The sequence below is a fragment of the Wenjunlia tyrosinilytica genome, assembly GCF_014646055.1.
GTDB classification, from domain to species: Bacteria; Actinomycetota; Actinomycetes; order Streptomycetales; family Streptomycetaceae; genus Wenjunlia; species Wenjunlia tyrosinilytica.
Genome location: NZ_BMMS01000006.1, coordinates 45549 through 66392 on the forward strand (window position 1 = coordinate 45549; position 20844 = coordinate 66392).

Below are 20844 nucleotides of genomic sequence, written 5' to 3' on the forward strand. Positions count from 1 at the left end.
GCGAGGATTCCGGATCAGGCGGTGAGATACGCCTTCCAGCCACCGGTCGGCTCCTCGCCGACGCCGATGCCGCAGAGCTTGCTCAGCACCTTGGGGTCCTGGGCTTCGAGCCAGTCGGTGAACTGCCGGAAGGAGACCAGGCGGACGTCCTTCTTCTCCGACATCCTCTTCAGCGCCTCCTCGACGGCGTCCATGTAGATGCCGCCGTTCCACTGCTCGAAGTGGTTGCCGATGAACATCGGTGCCCGGTTGGTGTCGTAGGCGCGCTGGAAGCCCGCGAGGTAGGCGTCACGTGCTTGCTGACGCCAGCCCGGGTAGTTGGCGGGGTCGCTCTTGGTCGCGTTCTGGGACTGGTTGGCCAGCATGTTGTAGTCCATCGAGAGCACCTGGAAGCTGTGCCCGGGGAACGGTATGGACTGGAGGGGGAAGTTCCACACGCCCATCTTCTTGTGCGGCCAGGTCTGCAGGCCGCCGGGCGAGCTGGCGTCGTACCGCCAGCCCAGCTGCTTGGCCACGGGCAGGAGGTTGTCCTGGCCCAGCAGGCAGGGGGTGCGGCCGCCGATGAGCTCCTTGCGGTAGTCGAAGGGCAGCGGCTCCATGTCCTTGAAGCCGGTGTTGGTCTTCCACTTGGTCACGAAGCCGACGGCCTGGTCGATCTCGCTGCGCCAGTCCGCGCTCGTCCAGTTGGCGACGGAGCCGGAGCCACCGCAGAAGTGGCCGTTGAAGTGGGTGCCTATCTCATGCCCCTCCAGCCAGGCCAGCCGCACCTGCTCGATGGTGGCCCGGACGTGGTCGTCGGTGAGGTAGCCGATGTCGGAGGCTCCCACCGGGTTCTTCGGCGGCTGGTACAGGCTCTTCTTCGACTCGGGCAGGCAGTAGATGCCCGACAGGAAGAACGTCATGGCCGCGTTGTGGTCCTTGGCGATCTTGCGGAAGCGGGAGAACAGGCCGTTGTCCAGCTCCCCGGCGCCGTCCCAGGAGAAGACGACGAACTGCGGCGGGATCTGCCCCGGCTCCAGGCGCTCGGGCTTGGGCTGGTGGGGCTGAGGGCCGCTGTCGGAGGTGGAGCCGTCTCCTATGAGTTTCACGTGCGGCTTGTCGTTCCCGTGGCGCTTGCGCCTGTGCGACCCGGAGTCCGAGCCGAGGACATCGCTGGTGCCGCATCCGGCCACACCCAGCGCTGCACCCGCGGTGAGGGTGAGCATGCTTCTACGTGTCAATGCGCTCACAAGAACACCTTTCGGATCAAATACGCCAGGTCTGCACCGAACTGGTCGTACGCTATGACCGCAGTCAGACCGAAAGGGTTCCTTCCATATAACCGAAGTATTGCAACAGGACTGCAACAGCAGGACCGTCACAGTGGCCGAAATGGCACGGTGGCGCGGCCGGGAGGGCAGGGCGGTCGGACGGGCGGAGCGACCGAAAGAGCACACGCGCCGGAGCGACTCACCGAACGCACTGAAGAGAAAAAGGAGTTGGGCAGCCAACGCGGTTCACCGGGACCGTGCGCCTCTCGCACGGTCCCGGTGAGGGCGTGACCGCTGGGTGCTACCTGGTTCCGGCGCCCTCCATCGGGTCCGGGCGCGCGGTGCGGACCGCGGTGGCGAGGGCGTCGAGCACCTCGTCCGCCGAGATCCGCAGCAGCCGCTCGTCCGGCCGGTCCCCGTGCGCGTCGCCCGGCCGCACCTCGTCCGGTGCGCCGCCGTAGTGCCACAGGGCCTGGTGGCGTGGGTCGTCGGGCGGGCCCCACAGACGGGGCGAGACCGGGCCGAACAGCACCACCGAGGGGGTGCCGAGCGCGCTGGCGAGGTGGGCGAGCCCGGTGTCCCCGGCCACCACGGCCCGCGCCTCGGCCACGAGCGCCGCCAGGACGGGGAACGGCACATCGGCGTCACCCCCGAGGACGCGGCTCGCGGGCAGCCCCGCGAGTTCGGCGATCCGGTGCGCCAGGGGGGCCTCGCCCGCACCCGCGGTGACCACCACAGGGGTCCGCAGGCCCCGGATGACGGCGGCGAACCGTGTCGCGGGCCAGCGGCGGGATCCCGCGTCCGCTCCGGGGTGGACGACCGTCGCACCGCGGGCGGGTGAGGGGACATCGGGCGGAGCGATGCGCAGGTCGCCGGGATCGGCCGGGATGCCGTACCAGTGCAGCAGGCGGCACCAGCGGTCCCGCTCGTGCTCGTCGGTGCGCCACACGGGCCCGGCGATGTGCGGCGTCCGCGGGTGGGCGTAGGCCAGCAGAGCACCGGGCCGTACGCCCTGAAGGAGCAGATGGCTCGGCGGTCCGTTGCCGTGGAGGTCGACGGCGACCTCGGGGGCCGGGCCGAGCCAGTCGATCCGCGCGGGCACCGACCGGGCGGGTGCCGACACGGGAAGGAGCCGGTCGACGGCTCCCGTGGCGGCGGCGGCCTCGGCCAGCCGTGCGGGGGCGGCGAGCACGATCTCGTGCCCGGGCCAGTGGCGGCGCAGGGCGCGCAGCGCGGGCACCGCGGTCAGCAGATCGCCCAGCCCGAGCGCCCGCAGCACGAGCAGCTTGGGCCTCACCGCGGCCTCACAGCCGCGGCGGTGGCCGCTCTGCGGGCCAGCGCCGTGGTCGAACGCCCCTCCAGATACGGCAGAACGAGGGCCTGGCCGCCCCACGAGCGCACGGCCTGCGCCTCCGGCAGGGCGTCCGCGGTGTAGTCGCCGCCCTTGACCCAGACATCGGGGCGCAGCTTGCGCAGGAGCGCTTCCGGGGTGTCCTCGTCGAAGACCGCGACCGCGTCCACGCACGCGAGGCCGGCCAGCACCCTGAGCCGGTCCTCCAGCGGGGTCAGGGGACGGCCGGGGCCCTTGAGCCGGGTCACCGAAATGTCGGAGTTCAGACACACGATGAGGCAGTCGCCGACCCGCCGGGCGGACTCCAGCATCCCCACATGGCCGGCGTGGACGAGGTCGAAGCACCCTCCCGTGGCGACGACCGTGCCGCCCCGCGAGCGCACCGCGTCGGCCAGGGCGAACGCGTCGTGCGCCGGTACGGGCAAGGGGTCGGCCTCGCCCCACAGGGCCGGGTCCCCGGCGCCTCCTCGGGAGACGAAGTCCGTGGCGGCGGCCACCGCGCGCTGGACCGCCTCCTCGGGCAGGGCGCCGTCGGCCAGGGCGGCGGCAGCGGCGGCGGCGAAGCAGTCACCCGCCCCGCAGGGGTCGCCTGGCGCGCGGTGCGGGGCGGGCAGCAGCATGGGGCTCTCGGCGCCGCGGCTGAGCAGGGCGCCGCGTTCGCCGAGGGTGATGCAGACCGCGGCGGCGCGCCAATGGCGGGACAAGGCGGCGCCACGTTCGGCGGCGGCCCGCAGGCCCCGTGCGCCGTCGCCCGCGCCCAGCGGCTCGGCGAACAGACGGGCCTCGGCCGCGTTCGGCGTGGCCAGGCGGACTCCGGGCACGGGGGGCCCGCCGCACGGATGCGGGTCCCACACCAGCGGCGCTCGGTGGGCGGCGGCCTCCAGCAGCGGGCGCAGGGCGTCGGCGGTGCCCCGCCCGTAGTCGGAGACCAGGACCACGCCCGCGGCGGCGATGGCCTCGGTGACGGCGTCGCCGGGCCGGCCGGGGGCGCCGCCGCCCCGGTCGATCCGCACCAGCGGGCGGCCTCCGGCGCGGATCCGGGTCTTGACGGCGACGGTGCCGTCCAGCGGGAACTCGGCGACGCGCACCCGGCCGCGCAGGCGGGAGCGCACCTCGTCGTCGTCCGCGCCGCCGCCGAGAGGGGTGACCAGGACGACCTCGCGGCCGTCGCGGGCGGCGAGGGCGGCGGCGAGGGCGGCGCCCCCGGGGCGGGTGTGCTCGCGGTGGACCTCGACCACGGGGGCGGGCGCGTCCGGGCTGAGCCGGGTGGCCTCACCGTCGATGTCACGGTCGAGCAGAGCGTCCCCGACGACGACGAGGGGGCGGGTCATCGGCTTTCCCTCCTCGGACGTGGGCCCGGATGACGCGGCCCCGGACGGCGCGCGCCGAGGTGGAGCACCCCGGTGGTGGACGACGTCCGGCCGTCGCCCCCGCGCCGCGCCAGCGCCGCGTCGAGGGCCTCGCACATCAGGTGCAGCGCCACCAGGTGGGCCTCCTGGACGGTGGCGCCCCGGTCGGCGTCCACGCACAGCGCCTCGTCGGCGTCCTGCGCGAGGGGGTTGGGGCGCGGTCCCGTCATGCCCCACACCCGCATCCCGAGGGTCCGCGCGGCCGATGCCGCCCGCAGCAGGTTGGGGCTGCGGCCCGAGGTGGACATGAGCACCAGCACATCGCCGGACCGGCCGTGGGCGGCCACCTGGCGCGCGTACAGCTCGTCGAAGCCGTAGTCGTTGCCTATGGCGGTCACGCTGGAGGTCTCGGCGTGCAGGGAGATCGCCGAGAAGGCGGGGCGCTCCTCGAAGTAGCGGCCGACGAGTTCGGCGGTGAGGTGCTGGGCCTGGGCGGCGCTTCCGCCGTTGCCCGCGGCGAGCAGCCGCCCGCCGCCGGGCAGCAGTTCCGCGAGGACCTCCCCCCAGCCGGTGAGCAGGGGGAGCTGACGGGTGCGCAGGCGGGCAAGGGCCGCCTCCAGCACCAGGCAGTGCTCGGTCGCCTCGTCGAGGACGCGCTCCCGCGGGACGTCCGGCCGCGCGGTCATCCGGCCGCTCCCGTCGTCGTTCCGGTGCCCGACCCGTTGCCCGGGGCAGTCCCCTTGCCCGGGGCCCGGTTCCCGCCGGGCGCTGCCCCTCTCGCCGCCGAGGTCCGCGCGCCCCGCAGGCCGAACGCGTACGCGGCCAGCTCCTCGTAGACCCGCTCGGTCGCGGCGGCCACCTGGTGCCAGCCGTAGCGGGCGAGGACCCGGCGGCGCCCCGCGGCGCCGTAGTGCTCCCGCAGATGGGGGGCGGCGAGCAGTTCATTGACCGCGGCGGCGAGTGCCTGCGCGTTGCCCGCGGGGAACAGCCGCCCGGTGGTGCGGTCGGCCACGGTGTCCAAGTGGCCACCGACGGAGCTGGCGACCACCGGCACCCCGCAGGCCATGGCCTCCAGCGGAACGATCCCGAACGGCTCGTAGCGCGCCGGGCACACCACCAGGTCGGCGCTGCGCAGCAGGGCGGGCATCGCCTCGCGGGGGACGCCGCCGAGGAGCACCAGCCGGTGGCCGACACCGTTGCGCTGGGCGAGCGCGGCCAGTCGTCGGACCTCCGGGTCGGCCTCGAACCGGTCGTCGGCCGGGCCGCCCGCGATCACCAGTTCGGCGCCGGGGATCGAGGCCAGGGCGGATATCGCGGTGTCGGCGCCCTTGCGGGGGACGAGGCGGCCTATCTGGACGAGCCGGGGCCTGCCGTTGCGTGGTGCGGCGGGGCCACGGGGGGTGAACAGTTCCGTGTCGACGCCGCAGGGCACCACGCGGGTCTTGGAGAACGGCAGCCCCATGGAGCACAGTTCCTCGACCTCGTCGTGGCAGGTGGCGATGATGCGGTGGCAGGTGCGGCCGAGCGCGGTCTCGGCGGCGATGCGCCGCGGGGGGCTGGTGTCGGCCGGGCCCTGATGGCGGCGTTTGACCTTGCCGAGGGCGTGGAAGGTCTGCACGACCGGTATGTCCAGGCCACGGGTGCCGCGCAGAGCGGCCAGCCCGGACATCCAGTAGTGGCCGTGGACGATGTCGGGCGGGTCGTCGGCCCAGCGGGCGGCCAGGTATGCGCCGAAGGCGCCCATGTGCGGCAGCAGGTCGTCCTTGGACATCTCCCGGGCGGGGCCGGCGGGCACGTGGTGGACGATCACTCCCTGGCGCAGGGGGACCTCGACGGCCAGGCCCATGGCATCGCGGCGGGTGTAGACGGTCACGCGGTGGCCGAGGCCGCCGAGTGCGTCGGCGAGGGCCGCGACATGCACGTTCTGGCCGCCGGCGTCGACACCGCCGAGCACGGCGAGCGGGCTGGCGTGCTCGGACACCAGGGCGATCTTCAGGGGCGTGGTCAACGGGTCACCTCTTCGATCAGGCGGTCCCAGTCGGACAGGAACCGTTTGAGTCCGTAGCGCTCCAGCGCGGCCTGACGCGCCCGAAGCCCGTCGGCGGCGGCCGCGCCCTGGTCGGCCAGGTAGTGACGGGCCGCCTCGGCGAGCACCTCGGGCCGGGTGGAGACCACCCCGGCGCCGGGGGGTACGGCCCGGACGACCTCGGTCGTGGCGAGGGCGACCACCGGCATGCCCAGGTGCATGGCCTCCAGCAGCGACAGGCCCAGGGAGGTCCAGCGCACCGGGTGCACATACAGCCGCCGTTCGGCGAGCTCGCCGTGCAGGAGCGCCTGGGGGAGCTCCTGGGTGCGCAGGCGGGTGGAGGGCAGTCCGACGTGCTCGGCCAGGCCCTCGGTGCCCATGCCGAAGACATCGAGCGGCACGGCCTCGGCGAACTGCGGCAGCAGGTCGGTCCCGGTGGTCCTGCCGCGGCGGACGGGCTCGTTGACCACGACGGCGGCGCGTGCGAGGCGCCCGGTGTAGAGGTGGCCGGGGTCGACGATCCCGTGCTCGATCACTTCGGCACGGGTGGCCCCGTTGTCCCAGAACAGCCGGTTGAAGTGGGTGACGTGGACGAGGGTCAGATCGTCCCGGTCGGCCATCGGGTGCCGGGTGTCGGGCACTTCGCCGTGCGGGGCGTTGTGCTCCAGGTAGACCACCGGGACGTCGCGGCCGGGGCGGCGGCCGAGCCACTCCTCGGCCAGCCGGGCCTCGTGCGGGCGTTGGAGGACGACCAGGTCGACATGGGTGTGCCGCAGCCGCTGCGGGGGCATCTCGAGGACGGAGTCGGGCCAGGGGAAGGTACGGGCGCGGCCGAGGCCGTCGGGCCCGCGGTCGGGGGTGACGGGGACGAGGTAGGTGTGGGCCCCCTGGACGAAGGCGGTCGTCCAGGATCCGTGCACGTGCCAGAGCAGGATGTTCATGCCGTCACCTCCTCGGCGGGGCGGCGCTGGTTCGGCCCCTGGGCCGGTCCCTGCGCCTGTCCCTCGTTCGGTCCCTGCCTCCGTCCCCGGGCCGGTCCCCGCCTGCGTGCCCGCGTCTTTCCCCTGGCCGCGCCGGTCCCGGCGAGGGCGGTGACGGCGGCGGTGACCTCCGCGGGGCCGACGGAGTCCAGGCAGGGATGCCCGGGTACGGGGCACAGGCGGGCGCGGCTGCCCGCGCACTCCGCGTCCTGACGGCCCAGCAGGATGTGCGGCACCCGGAAGGGGCGCCAGCGCTCGGCCGGGACCACGGGGGCGAACAGGCAGACCACGGGTGTGCCGACCGCCGCCGCCAGATGGGCGGGCCCGGTGTTGCCGACGACCACGGCCGACGCCCCGGCGAGCACCCCGGCCAGGTCGGGCAGCTCCGTGCGCCCGCCCAGGTCCACCGCGTGCCCGTCGGCGACGGCGGCCGTCAGCGCCTTCTCCCCGGGGCCTCCGGTGACGACCACCCGGTGCCCCTCGTCGGTCAGGGCGCGCACCGCGGCCGCCATCCACGGCGCGCTCGGGGTGCGGGCGGGCACGGCGGCGCCGGGGTGGACGACCACGTACGGTCCGCCGCCGGTGAGCGGGCGGGTGTCGGGCGCGGGCAGCACCCGCAGCGATCCGTCGTCGCCGGGCGGCAGGGCGAACCCGTCCGCCAACGCCAGGTCGAGCGCGGCCTCCGCCTCGTGGCGCCCGGGACGGCGGTGGTGGCGCAGGTCGAGCAGGGAGCCCGGGTAGTCCTCGCTGTCGGCGCAGATGCGGCCGATACCGGCCATGCGCAGCACCAGCGCGGCGGGCAGCGGGCTCTGATGGAACGAGGTCAGTACCAGCGCGCGGTCGAGGCAGCGGGCGGCGAGACGGTGGATCAGGTCCTGGACGTCGTGCGCCCGCACCGGCGGGGGATCGAACCCGGCCCAGGGCGCGTCCCATTCCAGGACCTCGTCCACCCCCGGCAGCAGGCGCGCGGCGGCCGCTCCCTGCCGCCCGCACAGCAGGGTGACCGCGTCGGAGCCCGCCGCGGCGGCCCGCACGGCGGGTCCCGCCAGCAGCACGTCCCCGGCGCTGTCGAGGCGCACGACGAGGGTTCTCACCGCGCGGGCCCGCCGTCCGCGCCGGAAGGGTCCGGGCGGTCGCCGCGCAGGAGGCGGCGCACGGCGCCGAGGAGGTTCGGCTCGACCTCCAGGGCGTCCGCGACCTCCTCGAGCCGGGTGTACGGGTTGGGCACGAGCACCCCGCGCGCCCCGGCGGCGCGGGCCGCCTCGACGTCCGAGCCGACGTCCCCGATCACCGCGACCCGGCTCGGGTGGACGTCCAGGCACTCGGCGGCGGTCAGGACCAGACCGGGCGCGGGCTTGCGGCAGCCGCAGCCGTCACCCGTGCCGTGCGGGCAGACCACCCAGACGTCGAACGGGCCGAGGAACTGCTCGATCCGCCGCTGCACGGCCTCCACCTGCTGACGGGTCAGCAGGCCGCGGGCGACTCCCGACTGGTTGCTCACCACCCCGACCGGGATCCCGCGGGCGCGCAGCGCCCCGAGCGCGTCGAGGGCCCATGGCATGGGGCGCACCAGCGCGGGGTCGCCGTTGTAGGGGACGTCCTCCACCAGCGTGCCGTCCCGGTCGAACAGCACCGCGAGGGGCAACCCCTCGGGAACGGGTGCGCGGGCGGGGTCGAGGGGCCGCTGGAAGACCCACGGGGGCGCCGCGTCCACCGTTGCCTCCGACTCCCGCCCGACCGGGCGGGTACTGGGGTCGGCTACGTACACCATGTGTCTCGGGTCTCCCATCGCTGCTCTCGATCGCCGGTTCTCGCCTGTCCTGCCACTCGTCCGTTCTGCCGCCCGTCCGTTCTGTGTCGCCTGTCCCGCCTCTGCGTCGCCCGTCCGTTCTGTGTCGCCCGTCCGTTCTGTGTCGCCCGTCCGTTCTCAGCCGCTCGTCCCCGTCAGCCGACGGTCCTCAGCCGTCCGTGGCCGTCCGTCATCAGGGGACGGAGCCCACCGGGTCCGCGCCGTGGCCCGGCAGGACACGGTCGAGCGAAGGCTGCGGGGAGCCCGGCGGATGCCAGGGACCCGCGTCGTGGTGCCGGATCAGCCCCCTGACCCGGTGCCAGCAGGCGACGGGCGGGATGGCGGCACTGGTCAGGACCATCGCCGTGATCTCCTGGCGCGTCCGCGGACCGGGCATGATCCGCGCGAGCGCGAACTCCGCCGTGCCGCCGAGCCATGCCCCGGCCAACACCGCCGCCGCCCCGCGCCGTCCCGCCGCGGCGCAGACCAGCGCCCCGGCCGCCGCCGCGGTCACGGCCATGTGCGAGGGCAGGCGGCCGCGCGGTGCCTCGGCCCGTGCCCACCAGCCGCGTCCGTGCAGGCGGCCCATCAGTACGTCGTCGGCGTTGCCGGCCTGGGCGCGCACCGACACCCAGCGGTCGGCGGGCCGCACCGGATGCGCCGTCGTACGGCGGCCGGTCTCCAGGCGCCAGCCCGCGTCGAGGACGCGCAGGGCCAGATCGGCGTCCTCACGGAAGGCCCTGCGGAAGCGCTCGTCGAAGCCGCCGACCGTCTCCAGCACCTCCCGCCGGTACGCCATGTCCGCGGTGATCCAGCGGGCGGCGGCCAGCCCGGCCGTCCCCCGCTCCCAGTCGGTCGGGGGACGGCCGTCGGGCAGCGGAACGTGGATCCGGCCCTGCACCGCCCCGGTGTCCGGCGCCGCCCGGGCCAGGTCGGAGGCGAGGTCCTGGGCCCAGGTGGACCCCGGCAGCGTGTCGTCGTCGAGGAACGCCACCCAGGGCTCGGACACCGCCCGCCAGCCCGCGTTGCGCGCGGCGGCCGGACCGTTCCCGCACCCGGCGACCACGTGCAGCCGGTCGCGCAGCGGCCGGGGGACCTCGATGTGCAGCGGGGCGCGGTCGCTCAGCGGCCGGTCGTCCACCACGACGACCCGGCGGGGCGGCGGACCGGAACTGTGCGCCAGCGCGTCCAGGCAGTCGTCGAGGCTGGGGCGGCCCAGCGTGGGCACCACCACCGCGTAGGACAGGTCGTGACTGGTCATCGCTGGGCCTCCCCGCCGGTTCCGTGGTGGTCGAACATCCGGCCGCGCCGCACCACGAAGGAGCCGATGGCCAGCAGGTCGACCGGCGAGGAGCCGAAGCACTCCAGGGCGTCGCGCGGATCGTCGACCATGGGGCGGCCGGCCGTGTTCAGGCTGGTGTTGACGACGACGGGCAGGCCGGTGCGCCGCTCGAACGCCTGGAGCATGCGGGCGACGAGCGGTTCGGCGGCCGCGTCCACGGTCTGGATCCGGGCGGTCCCGTCGACGTGCACGACGGCGGGGATGCGCTCGCGCCACCGCGGTGCCACGTCGTGGACGAACAGCATGTACGGGCTCGGCAGCGGTCCGTCGAAGATGGCCCCGGCCCGCTCCGCCAGCACCATCGGCGCGACCGGCCGGAAGTGCTCGCGGCCCTTGACGTCGTTGAGCCGCTCCAGATTCCCGCTGTGGCCGGGGTGGGCGAGCAGAGACCGGTGGCCGAGCGCCCGGGGCCCGTACTCGGCCCGCCCCTGGAACCAGGCCACGATCGCGTTGTCCGCCAGGGCCTCGGCCACCGCCTCGGCGACGTCGGCGGGCCGCTCGTGGGGCACTCCGGCGGTCTTCAGCCAGGCCTCCAGCTCGGCGTCCGACCAGCCCCGCCCCAGGTCCGCGCCGCCCATGGGCGCCACCGGGTCCCCGCCGTCGGCGGCCAGGCGCAGCGCGGCGCCCAGCGCCGTGCCCGCGTCACCGGCGGCGGGCTGCACCCACACCCGGTCGAACGGCCCCTCGCGGGCGATACGGGAGTTGGCCACGCAGTTGAGCGCGACCCCGCCCGCCATGGTCAGCAGGCGGTCGTGGGTGCGCCCGTGCAGCCAGCTGACGAGGTCGAGCAGGACCTCCTCCAGGACGGTCTGGGCGGAGGAGGCCAGATCGGCGTGGTCCTGGCTCCATGCCTCGTCGGGCCGCCTGGCACCGGTGAACTGCGCCCAGGGGACCCCGGAGCCGTGGAAGCCGCCGTCGCCGGTCGCGTGGACGTACCGCCGCAGCTCCGCGAGCATGCGCGGCCTGCCGTGGGAGGCCAGCGCCATCACCTTGTACTCGTCCGAGGACCGCAGGAATCCCAGATGCTCCGTCAGCTCCTCGTAGACCAGGCCGAGGGAGTGGGGCAGGCCCTGGCCCGCGAGGGGTTCGAGCGTCGCGCCGACCCGGCGGGCGGCCAGGTGCGAGGTGGCCTCGCCGCGTCCGTCCAGCACCAGGACGGACGAGGGGTCCGCCTCGCCGTCCACGGCGTACGCGGCGGAGGCGGCGTGGGCGATGTGATGGGGAACGAAGCGGACCGTGCCCGCCTCCAGTCCCGGCAGTGCCTCGGCCAGGAACTGGGGCGCCTGCCGGGCGTACAGCTGCCGCAGCCGGTCCCAGGGGTCGGCGATGCCGAGCTCGTCCACGGGCCGGGCCAGCGCCGGATCGTAGGAGTAGCCGACCGCGTCCAGGTCCTGGGGCCGCAGTCCCGCCTGGGCCAGGCACCAGGCGGCGGCGCGCTCGGGCAGCTCCCACGCAGAGAAGGGCACGGGCCGTTTGCCGTGCTTGCGGCGGGAGAAGCGCTCTTCCTCGGCCGCTGCGACGACCTGCCCGTCGACGACGAGGGCCGCGGCGGGATCGTGGAAGAGGGCGTTGATGCCCAGGATGCGCATGACCGGTGCCTTTCGTGGGGCTGGGTCCTTCGTGGCGGGGACCTTTCGTGGGGTTCTCGGGGGTCGGTTCTCGGGGGTCGCAGGTCTCGGGTTCTCCGTCCCGGGGTCCTCAGATCTCGGGGTTTCGCAGGTCTCGGGGTTTCGCAGGTCTCGGGGTTCTCAGTTCTCGGGGTTCTCGCGGAACCACGCGATGGTCCGGGTCAGCCCCTCGACAGCCGGGGTACGCGGCTCCCACTGGAGCTTGTCCCTGGCCAGGCCGATGTCCGGGCACCGCACGCTCGGGTCGTCCGTCGGGCGCTCGACGAACTCGATCCCGGAGCCGGAGCCGGTCAGTTCGACGACCAGCCGGGCGAGTTGGAGGACCGTCATCTCAGCGGGGTTGCCGATGTTCACCGGTTGGGCGAGGTCGGAGGCCGCCACCGCCAGCACACCCTCGACCGTGTCGTCCACATAGGTGATGGAACGGGTCTGGCCGCCGTCGCCGGTCACCGTCAGCGGCTCCCCGGCCAGGGCCTGCCGGATGAAGGTCGGAACGGCCCGGCCGTCGTGCGCCCTCATACGGGAGCCGTAGGTGTTGAACAGCCGCACGATCGCCCCGTTCAGGCCATGGGCGTTGATCTCGGCGGTGGTCAGGGCCTCGGCGTAGCGCTTGGCCTCGTCGTAGACGCTGCGTGGGCCGACCGGATTGACATGGCCCCAGTAGCGCTCGTTCTGCGGGTGCTGCTGAGGATCGCCGTACACCTCCGAGGTGGAGGCGAGCACGAAACGGGCCCCGTGGCTGCGGGCGAGGGCTATCGCGTTGCGGGTGCCGAGGCTTCCCGACTCGAGGGTGTGCACCGGCAGCCGCAGATAGTCCCCGGGGGACGCGGGGGAGGCGAAGTGCAGCACCAGGTCGACGGGACGGTCGACGCCGAAGGGGCGGGTGACGTCCGCGCGCAGCAGGGAGAATCCGTCGCGGTCGGCGAGATGGGCCACGTTGTCGGGCGAGCCCGTGCAGAAGTCGTCCACGCACACGACGGCCGTGCCGCTGTCTATCAAGGTCGTGCACAGGTGAGAACCGACGAAGCCGGCTCCTCCTGTGACCACCGCCCTGCGCCAGCGCGGGGTGGATACCGGCATGGGTCCTCCAGACGGTCGGTGGAGGGCGACCGTGCGCCTGCGGGCCCGCGGTCGCCTTCTCCGGACTCCCACGGTGCGCGACCGGTGGTCACCCCGCGACCTCAGCCGGGAGCGGTTTGCGCCGCGCCCCCGCTGCCGTCCGGGGTCCGCCGCGGCCTCCGTCGCCCGATCGGCCGTCACCCGGCCGGAGGCCGGGACCCTTTGGCGGGGGGCGCGTGAGAGCCGTTTCTACCCAGGAGTACGGTGCCGCTCATATTCGGTGCGGCCCTCCCCCGCGCCGTACCCCCACCTCGTTTGGAGGACCCATGAGCGTTGCCGGTGGAAGACGGACGCGAGCAGGCGCGATAGGCGTGGTCGGCCTCACCGCCCTGCTGGCCACCGGGGTGATGGCCACCCCGGCGTCGGCTCACACACCGGTGTGGACGGTCGACTGCTCGAAGGTGACCGTCGACCTGACCGCGTACAACCCCCGTGTCACCAACAAGGTGACCATCACGGCCGACGGCAAGGACCTGTTGCCCACGCGGACGTTCGGCCGCGAGTTCCACAAGGTGGTGGACATCCCCACCCACCACGCGAAGGTGAGCATCCGTCTGGTCGTCGAGGCCGGTGACGGAGCGCAGTTCTCGAAGGACGACACCAAGGTCTCGCCGGTGTGCGAGGGCCAGGACACCCCCCAGTCCCCCTCGCCGCGCCCCACGCCGAGCAAGCCCGCCCCGAGCAAGCCCGCCCCGACGCCGAGCAGCACGCCGTCGTCCGCGGCGCCGTCGGCCCCGGCCCACACCCCCGACGCGGGCTCCAGCACGCCGGGCGACCTCGCCGAGACCGGTGCGTCCAGCAGCACCCCGATCATCGCCGGGGTCGCCGGTGCGGCGCTCCTGGCGGGCGCCGGGCTGGTCGTCGTGGCCACGCGCAAGCGCCGCACGAGCGGTCGGTGACGGGGGTCACCGGCGCCCGTCGCTGACGCACCGCACAACCGAGCCCGACGACCGCGGCGGCGGTCGTCGGGCTCGGTGCTCGTGCGGGGTTTGTCTTCGGGTCCGCTCAGTACGGGTCGGGATCGTTCAGGTCTGGACCACGCAGTTGGTCCCGTCGTGGCCATCGGCGCGGTCGTCGTCGAACCAGTGGTCGCCCTCACCGAGGTAGCGGAAGCCGAAACGCTGCTTGGCCGGGAGCGCGACCGTCACCGCGCGGCTGCCGTCGGGGCGCTCGGTGAGCGGGTGGGCGCCCGGCTGCCAGTCGTTGAAGTCTCCGACGACACTGACCTGTCCGCACGGGTAGTCCTTGGGCACCACGAATGTGACCTCGCAGCGGTTCTTGCGCAGAGTGCGCTCCAACATGGCGGCAGCTCCTTCGTGCTGATCCGGGATCCGGGGCGTTGGAGCAGATCCTGAGCCCCCGGCCCCCGCGTACCCGTCCTGGCGGGGCCACCGCGCCCCACCGTTCACCCGGACGGCTCCCACGTCGACGCGGCCGGGGTGGATTTGGGGTGTATGAGGCGAACGTTTGTTTTCGCGCCATATGAGATCTACTGTCTAGTTCTAGGTGTACGCCGCTGATCGCCGATGCCGACAGTGGAGGATCGGCCATGTCGACCACCTCTCACTCTCCGGCGGCGACCGGCAAGCGCAACGGCGTGGCGCTTGCGGTCATCGCCTCGTGCCAGCTGATGGTGGTCCTGGACATCACCATCGTGAACATCGCGCTCCCGCACATCCAGAACGCGCTCCACTTCTCCACCACCAGCCTGTCCTGGGTGGTCAACGCGTACACGCTCACTTTCGGCGGCCTGCTGCTCCTCGGTGGCCGCACCGGTGACATCCTCGGCCGCAGGCGGGTCTTCATCTTCGGTGTCCTGCTGTTCGTCCTGGCCTCGCTCCTCGGAGGCCTCGCCCAGAACTCCGGCCAGCTCCTCGCGGCCCGCTCGCTCCAGGGGGTGGGCGGCGCCATCGCCTCCCCAACGGCGCTGGCGCTGATCACCACGACGTTCCCGGAAGGGCCGGCCCGCAACCGGGCCTTCGGCGTGTTCGCCTCCGTCTCCGCGGGCGGAAGCGCCATCGGCCTGCTCCTCGGCGGGATCCTCGTCGAGTGGCTCGACTGGCGGTGGGTCTTCTTCGTCAATGTCCCCATCGGCCTGGCCATCGCCCTCGCCACACCCCGGGTCGTCAACGAGTCCGAGCGCCGTCCGGGGCAGTTCGACTTCACCGGAGCGATCACCTCGACGCTCGGCATGGTCTCGCTCGTCTACGGATTCATCAGAGCCGCGCAGGAGGGCTGGCGCGACCCGCTGACCCTCGGCGCGTTCGCTGCGGCCGTGGTCCTGCTGTCGCTGTTCATCGCGGTGGAAAGGCGTTCCAGGCAGCCGATCACCCCGCTGAAGATGTTCGCCGACCGCAACCGGGCGGGCACCTACGGGATCATGCTCAGCCTCGCCGCGGCGATCTTCGGCATGTTCTTCTTCCTGACCCTGTTCGTGCAGGACATCCTGCACTTCAGCCCCCTGCGCGCCGGTCTGGCGTTCCTGCCGGTGAGCGCCGTCGTCGTCATGGGCGCCGGGATCTGCTCCAGGCAGCTGCCCAGGTTCGGGCCCAAGCCGATGATGGTGATCGGCGCGCTGCTGGCCGCGGCCGGACTGATCTGGCTGACGAGGATCAACGTCGACAGCACCTACATCGGAAGCATCCTCGGGCCGATGCTGCTGTTCGGCACGGGCATGGGCCTGCAGTTCGTCTCCCTGACGCTGACGGCGGTCTCCGGAGTGGCCCCGCACGAGGCCGGCGCCGCCTCCGGCCTGCTCAACGCCACCCAGCAGGTCGGCGGTTCCCTGGGCCTGTCCATCCTGGTCACCGTCTTCGGCACGGCCAGCCGGAACGAGGCCAAGGACCAGGTGCCGCAGTTCCTCTCGCAGGCGAATCCGCTGCAACGCGCCCAGTTCCAGCGCACGGGGGTGCTCCCACCGCCCTGGGCCGACCGGATACTGGCCCACGGCATCAGCACCGCGTTCGTGGCCTCGGCGGTGTTCACGGTGGTGGGGCTCCTCGTAGCCCTGTTCGTCATCCAAGTGCGCGCCGCCGACCTGGAGCGGCTGCAGGGCGCGGTGCCGGGAATGGCGTCCGCCGACGGCGCGGCGCCGGCCGCGCAGGACGGGGCCGCGCGGGGCGGGATGCCTCGGGGTGGAGTCCCTCAGGACGGCGCCGGTCCGGCGGACGCCGGGGACATTTCCGGAACCGGCCCGACTGCGGCAGACTCGACCCGGGCGGATCCCTCCGCGCGGCCTCCGCCCGAGGTGCCCGACCACCCCTCCGACCGGCCCTCCGACCGGCCCTGACAGTCCCTGCCCCGGCATCCCGCGCACCCTACGTGGTGTAGGGTGCGCGGAGGACTGCAGGCTCCTTGCGGACCCTGCCCCACGACGCCGCAAGGATGGGTCAATTGAGCGCGATCGGTCTCGGGCAAGCCGTGGTTCTCGGAATCGTCGAAGGGGTGACCGAGTTCCTACCGGTCTCCTCCACCGGGCACCTCAAGATCACCGAGGGGCTGATGGACATCCCGGTCGACGACAACGCCGTCGTCGGCTTCACGGCGGTGATCCAGGTCGGGGCGATCGCCGCGGTCCTCGTCTACTTCTTCAGCGACATCCGGCGCTTCGTCTCCGCGTGGTTCCAGGGCATCCGCAACCCGGAGCTGCGCGACCGGCACGACTACAAGTTCGCCTGGTGGGTGGTCTACGCCACCCTCCCGATCGTGGCCGTCGGCCTGGCGGCCAAGAAGCTCATCGACGGCCCGCTGGGGTCGCTCTGGGTGGTCGCGGGCTCCCTGATCGTCGGCAGCGCCGTGATGTGGGCGGCGGACCAGATGGGCCGCCACAAGCGCGGTGAGGACGACATCGACTTCAAGGACGCCATGATCGTCGGCTCCTCGCAGATCCTCGCCCTGCTCTTCCCCGGCTTCTCCCGCTCCGGCGCCACGATGTCCACCGCGCTCATCCGCGACCTGGACCGGGTGGCCGCCACGCGTCTGTCGTTCTTCCTGTCCATCCCGGCCCTCACCGGCGCCGGCCTGTACGAGCTGAAGGACGCCACCGGCGGCGGGGTGGGGCTCGGCCCGCTGGCGGTCGGCACGGTGGTCTCGTTCGTCGTCGCCTACGCCTCGATCGCCTGGCTGCTGAAGTTCGTCGCCAAGCACTCGTTCAACGCCTTCGTGGTGTACCGGATCATCATCGGCGTCCTGCTCTTCGGGCTCCTGGGCGCGAACGTCATCAGCGCCTGATCGGCGGCCCCGCGGCGGCGTTGTGGCGGCCCCGCGGCGGGGTCGCGGCGACCCGGCGGCGGGGTCGCGGCGGCTTGCGACGGGGGTGCGGCGCCCCCGGAGGGGCACGGCGAGTGATCCGCCGCTTGGGACCCTACGCGCTGTAAGGTGCAGACATGGCAGGCACCGGACCCATGGACACCGGACCCATGGACGCAGGCACCGGACCCATGGGCACGTCGGCGAGGCGGGGCCCGGGAGAGCTGGAGAGCGAGGTCCTGGCCGCGCTCTGGGCCACCGACCGCCCCCTCACCCCGGCCGAGATACAGGCCGAGCTGGGCGGGGACCTGGCCTACAACACCGTCCACACCATCCTCAAGCGCCTGTACGACAAGGCCCTCGTCATCCGTGACGCCGAGGGCCGCAAGGGCGCCTACCGCCCGGCGAAGAACGCCGCACAGCTCTCCGCCGAGGCGATGCACAAGGCGCTCGAGCGCGGGCCGGACCCCATCGCCACCCTCCAGCAGTTCGTCTCCGGGCTCGGCCCCGACGAGGAGGCGGCCCTGCGCGCCTTCCTCGCCGCCGAGGACCGTGCGCGGCGGACGGCGGAGGAGCGGGACGAGCGGTCTCCCGAACAGGCCCCCGCGAGGGCTCCGGCCGAGGGGTAGGGCGCCGTGCGCTTCGACGTCCATGTGCCGCCGGCGCTCTCACTCCGGCCGTACATTCCGCGGCCCGTCCCGCCCCCCGCCCCCGCCCGCCGCCTGGCGGTGGCCGCCGTCCTGGCTCCGGGCCTGGCCCCCGTCCTCGTGCCGCCGAGGCGACCGGTGACTTCCTCCACCTCCTGGACCGCCTCCTGATCCTGGCTTCCCACGGACGCCCGCGGCGCCGACCGCTCCTCCCCCTCCTTCCCGCGTGGCCGGACCACCGCCCCCGTAGGGGCCGGCGGGGCGCGCGAGTGAAAGTTTCTTTCGGGGGCGGGAACCGTTTCCGCCGGAACAGGCGTCAATGCGAGTGACACATGCAGAGAGCACCTTTCATAGGGCTCTACCCGGAATGTCACCGAGCCGGGGGAAGAGGGGACACATACATGAGCAAGCGCCGTATCACCCGCAAGGCCGTCGTGGCCACCGGCGTCGCCGCCGTCCTGCTGCCGCTCACCGCCGTCGCCACGGCGCAGGCCGCGGGCACGCAGCACGGTGCCGCGACCCACACGCGGTCTGCGGCTGCGGCACCCACCGCGTCGGGCACTCCGGACTCCGCCCTGACCCGGATCAACGACTTCTACGGCGCCTACATCGACGCCGGCTCGGAGGAGGGCGGCGGCAAGCTCGCCACCGAACTGCGCAAGTTCTACCTGACCAAGGGCCTGCAGAAGAAGCTCGCCAAGTGGGAGGACAAGAACCACGCGGACGGTGTGCTGCGCGCCCAGAGCATCCCCTCCAAGTGGAGCGTCACCTCCGACGGCAGCGGCGCGGGCCACACCTGGGCCACCGTCAAGCTGACCTGGGGCGGCGGCGTGGTCACCAAGATCCACGTCCAGGCCGACCTGGCCACGAAGAAGATCTCCGACATCAAGTAGTCCGGCACCACCGCACTTCGGCAGGGCCCGGTCCATCACCACACCACCAGGACCGGGCCCTGTCGGCATGCCCGCGCTCCCCAGCCGGGGCGCCGGCTCAAGCCAGCCTTAAGGGAACTTAAAATCCACGCCATCGGGATGGCTCGCGCCCGCGCGCCTCTGCTGGGATGGCGGCCGGTGGTCTGACCACTGCCGGCCGTCCGCCAACCCCCCACATCTGTAGGAGATCTCAGTGGCACATCCCCAACTGCGCGGCGGAACCGCAAAGCGCAGGGCCGTCATCCTCGCGGGGTCGGCCGTGGCCGTCTCGGCGATAGCCGTGGCCGGTACTCACGCCATGGCTTCCGTCAACGCGCCTGCCGCCGCCCCGACGTGGAAGCCGATGTGGCAGCCGGGTCCGGCCAAGGACGGACTCGGCGCCTTCGAGGGCGTCGAGGACGACCGCGCGGGCTCCCACGCGGGCGTCAAGCACATCTACGTCAAGGGCGGCGCCTACCGCTTCGACATGCATCTTCGCGACCGCGACAGCTCCACCGACCGGCAGCGCAACGAGGTCAAGGGCATGCACGCGGGCGGCAAAAACCTGGAGATCCTTCAGGGCCAGACCTGGCGGTTCACGTACTCGATGTTCATCCCCGACACGCTGCGGGCCACCAAGAGCTTTACCCACATCATGCAATTCAAGGAGCCGGGCAATGGCACCGCTCCGATCATGACGCTCTCTCTGCGCCTGAGCGGGGGAAAGCCGACCATCGAACTGAACTCCGAGTCCTCCGGAAAGATCGTGGCGCGCACCGATCTCGCCCCGCTGTGGAACCACTGGATCACCAACCAACTCGACGTCACCTTCAAGGACGGCACGGCGGGCAAAGTCCACTGGACCGTCAAAAAGGGTGCGTCGAAGGCGATCGACGTCACCAAGGGCGGCCTGGACACCTGGCTCGGACCCGACCGTGCCCGCCCGAAGTGGGGGATCTACCGGTCCCTCAACGACAAGGACGGCCTCCGGGACACATATCTGCTGCTCAAGGACTTCAAGGCCTTCAAGCGGACCTGAGTGGGCGTGAACGATCCGCTCCACAAGCGAAACGAATAACTCCACACCCCTTGGCGCCTGCTTCCGGCAGTGCTTCAATATGGCCCACATCCGACAGGAAACTTTCCTAACAGATGCTGCCGTGAACCCTTTCCGAAAACGGAGAACAACGTGGAGCAAACCCACGAGAACCGACCCCGCGTACGTCGCAGGGTCGTCCTGGCGACCGGCCTCGTCGCCGCGGTGTCCGTGCCGCTGGCGATGATGACGGTGAGCAACGCCGCCGAGCCGTCGAAGACCCACACCACCACCACCGTCGTCGCGAAGGCGGCGGGCAGCGGCCTCGACGACCCGCAGAAGAAGGACATCGCGATGCAGCTGGTGTCCAGCGCCGAGAACTCCTCGCTGGACTGGAAGGCCCAGTACAAGTACATCGAGGACATCGGCGACGAACGCGGCTACACGGCCGGGATCATCGGATTCTGTTCCGGGACCGGCGACATGCTCGACCTCGTGGAGCTGTACACCGACCGCAAGCCGGGCAACGTCCTCGCCAAGTACCTCCCGGCGCTGCGCAAGGTCAACGGCTCGGACTCGCACTCGGGTCTGGACCCGAACTTCACCAGGGACTGGGAGAAGGCCGCCTCCGACTCGGCCTTCAAGAAGGCCCAGGACGACGAACGCGACCGCGTCTACTTCAACCCGGCCGTCAGCCAGGCCAAGAAGGACGGCCTGCGGGCCCTGGGCCAGTTCGCGTACTACGACGCCATCGTCATGCACGGTGACGACGGCGACCGCGACAGCTTCGGCTCGATCCGCAAGAACGCCCTGAAGAAGGCCAAGCCGCCGTCCCAGGGCGGCGACGAGAAGACCTACCTCAACGCCTTCCTCGACGCCCGCAAGGTCGCGATGAAGCACGAGGAGGCCCACGCCGACACCAGCCGGGTCGACACCGAGCAGCGCGTCTTCCTCAACAAGGGCAACTTCGACCTGAACACGCCGCTGAAGTGGAAGGTGTACGGCGACTCGTACGAGATCGACAGCTAGCAACCGCCGTGGCGTCGTGGCGCCTCGCGCGTCCGCGGCGTCGCAGCACCCGGTCCCGGCTGTTCCTCATGCGGCCGGGATCGGGCGCGGTCTCAACCCCGCCTGTCCTAAGCCGGTCCTGGGAAGAACAAAACAGCTT

General features: G+C 72.7%; 19 protein-coding genes. 7 read left to right on the forward strand and 12 right to left on the reverse strand.

From position 1 onward, the window contains the following. Positions 1-14: 14 nt before the first annotated feature. The 11 genes from IEY86_RS08360 to IEY86_RS08410 all read right to left on the reverse strand — a co-directional run bounded on the left by IEY86_RS08360 (position 15) and on the right by IEY86_RS08410 (position 12795). Positions 15-1229 carry a polysaccharide deacetylase family protein gene (locus IEY86_RS08360; RefSeq protein ID WP_189130915.1) on the reverse strand — a complete coding sequence of 405 codons (1215 nt, stop codon included), beginning with the start codon at positions 1227-1229 and terminating at the stop codon, positions 15-17. 322 nt (positions 1230-1551) lie between these two features. Continuing rightward, the gene (locus IEY86_RS08365; protein WP_229698243.1) at positions 1552-2547 is read right to left on the reverse strand and encodes a glycosyltransferase family 9 protein; all 996 of its coding nucleotides are present in this window, start codon (positions 2545-2547) and stop codon (positions 1552-1554) included. Continuing rightward, on the reverse strand, positions 2544-3932 hold the full coding sequence (gene rfaE2 / locus IEY86_RS08370) for a D-glycero-beta-D-manno-heptose 1-phosphate adenylyltransferase (protein WP_189130916.1): 1389 nt from the start codon (positions 3930-3932) through the stop codon (positions 2544-2546). Before rfaE2 ends, IEY86_RS08365 begins: the two co-directional genes overlap by 4 nt. Beyond that, the gene (locus IEY86_RS08375; RefSeq protein WP_189130917.1) at positions 3929-4636 is read right to left on the reverse strand and encodes a D-sedoheptulose-7-phosphate isomerase; all 708 of its coding nucleotides are present in this window, start codon (positions 4634-4636) and stop codon (positions 3929-3931) included. The genes rfaE2 and IEY86_RS08375 overlap by 4 nt, the downstream gene beginning before the upstream one ends. After that, positions 4633-5958: a glycosyltransferase gene (locus IEY86_RS08380; protein WP_189130918.1), complete on the reverse strand. Its 1326-nt coding sequence runs from the start codon at positions 5956-5958 to the stop codon at positions 4633-4635. The genes IEY86_RS08375 and IEY86_RS08380 overlap by 4 nt, the downstream gene beginning before the upstream one ends. Then, a complete protein-coding gene (locus IEY86_RS08385; protein ID WP_189130919.1) occupies positions 5955-6917 on the reverse strand; it encodes a glycosyltransferase in 963 nt (320 codons plus the stop codon). The genes IEY86_RS08380 and IEY86_RS08385 overlap by 4 nt, the downstream gene beginning before the upstream one ends. Further along, positions 6914-8050, reverse strand: coding sequence for a glycosyltransferase family 9 protein (locus tag IEY86_RS08390; protein ID WP_189130920.1), 1137 nt, complete (start codon positions 8048-8050; stop codon positions 6914-6916). Before IEY86_RS08390 ends, IEY86_RS08385 begins: the two co-directional genes overlap by 4 nt. After that, positions 8047-8727: a D-glycero-alpha-D-manno-heptose-1,7-bisphosphate 7-phosphatase gene (locus IEY86_RS08395; RefSeq protein ID WP_189130921.1), complete on the reverse strand. Its 681-nt coding sequence runs from the start codon at positions 8725-8727 to the stop codon at positions 8047-8049. Before IEY86_RS08395 ends, IEY86_RS08390 begins: the two co-directional genes overlap by 4 nt. A gap of 211 nt (positions 8728-8938) precedes the next feature. Beyond that, positions 8939-10006: a glycosyltransferase family 2 protein gene (locus IEY86_RS08400; protein WP_189130922.1), complete on the reverse strand. Its 1068-nt coding sequence runs from the start codon at positions 10004-10006 to the stop codon at positions 8939-8941. Next, a complete protein-coding gene (locus IEY86_RS08405; RefSeq protein ID WP_189130923.1) occupies positions 10003-11676 on the reverse strand; it encodes a carbamoyltransferase family protein in 1674 nt (557 codons plus the stop codon). The genes IEY86_RS08400 and IEY86_RS08405 overlap by 4 nt, the downstream gene beginning before the upstream one ends. Positions 11677-11835: 159 nt before the next feature. After that, positions 11836-12795, reverse strand: coding sequence for an NAD-dependent epimerase/dehydratase family protein (locus IEY86_RS08410; RefSeq protein ID WP_189130924.1), 960 nt, complete (start codon positions 12793-12795; stop codon positions 11836-11838). A 305-nt stretch (positions 12796-13100) separates the two neighbouring features. Here IEY86_RS08410 and IEY86_RS08415 point away from each other — a divergent pair, with 305 nt between their 5' ends. Continuing rightward, positions 13101-13733, forward strand: coding sequence for an LAETG motif-containing sortase-dependent surface protein (locus IEY86_RS08415; protein ID WP_189130925.1), 633 nt, complete (start codon positions 13101-13103; stop codon positions 13731-13733). 126 nt (positions 13734-13859) lie between these two features. Here the strand turns inward: IEY86_RS08415 and IEY86_RS08420 are convergent, their stop codons facing one another. Next, positions 13860-14135 (reverse strand): isoamylase early set domain-containing protein, encoded by a 276-nt coding sequence (locus tag IEY86_RS08420; RefSeq protein WP_189130926.1) that lies wholly within the window; start codon positions 14133-14135, stop codon positions 13860-13862. Positions 14136-14383: 248 nt separating this feature from the next. Between IEY86_RS08420 and IEY86_RS08425 the strand changes: the two genes are divergently transcribed. From IEY86_RS08425 to IEY86_RS08455, 6 genes are all read left to right on the forward strand, one after another. Further along, positions 14384-16123, forward strand: a complete 1740-nt coding sequence (locus IEY86_RS08425) for an MFS transporter (protein WP_229698244.1) — start codon at positions 14384-14386, stop codon at positions 16121-16123. 104 nt (positions 16124-16227) lie between these two features. Beyond that, positions 16228-17064: an undecaprenyl-diphosphate phosphatase gene (locus IEY86_RS08430; RefSeq protein WP_189130927.1), complete on the forward strand. Its 837-nt coding sequence runs from the start codon at positions 16228-16230 to the stop codon at positions 17062-17064. Between the two features lie 155 nt (positions 17065-17219). Beyond that, positions 17220-17711, forward strand: coding sequence for a BlaI/MecI/CopY family transcriptional regulator (locus IEY86_RS08435; protein ID WP_373286975.1), 492 nt, complete (start codon positions 17220-17222; stop codon positions 17709-17711). A 419-nt stretch (positions 17712-18130) separates the two neighbouring features. Further along, the gene (locus tag IEY86_RS08440; protein ID WP_189130928.1) at positions 18131-18622 is read left to right on the forward strand and encodes a hypothetical protein; all 492 of its coding nucleotides are present in this window, start codon (positions 18131-18133) and stop codon (positions 18620-18622) included. Between the two features lie 232 nt (positions 18623-18854). Then, positions 18855-19679: a heparin lyase I family protein gene (locus IEY86_RS08450; RefSeq protein WP_229698245.1), complete on the forward strand. Its 825-nt coding sequence runs from the start codon at positions 18855-18857 to the stop codon at positions 19677-19679. Between the two features lie 240 nt (positions 19680-19919). Continuing rightward, positions 19920-20705, forward strand: coding sequence for a chitosanase (locus IEY86_RS08455; RefSeq protein WP_189131084.1), 786 nt, complete (start codon positions 19920-19922; stop codon positions 20703-20705). Positions 20706-20844: the final 139 nt, after the last annotated feature.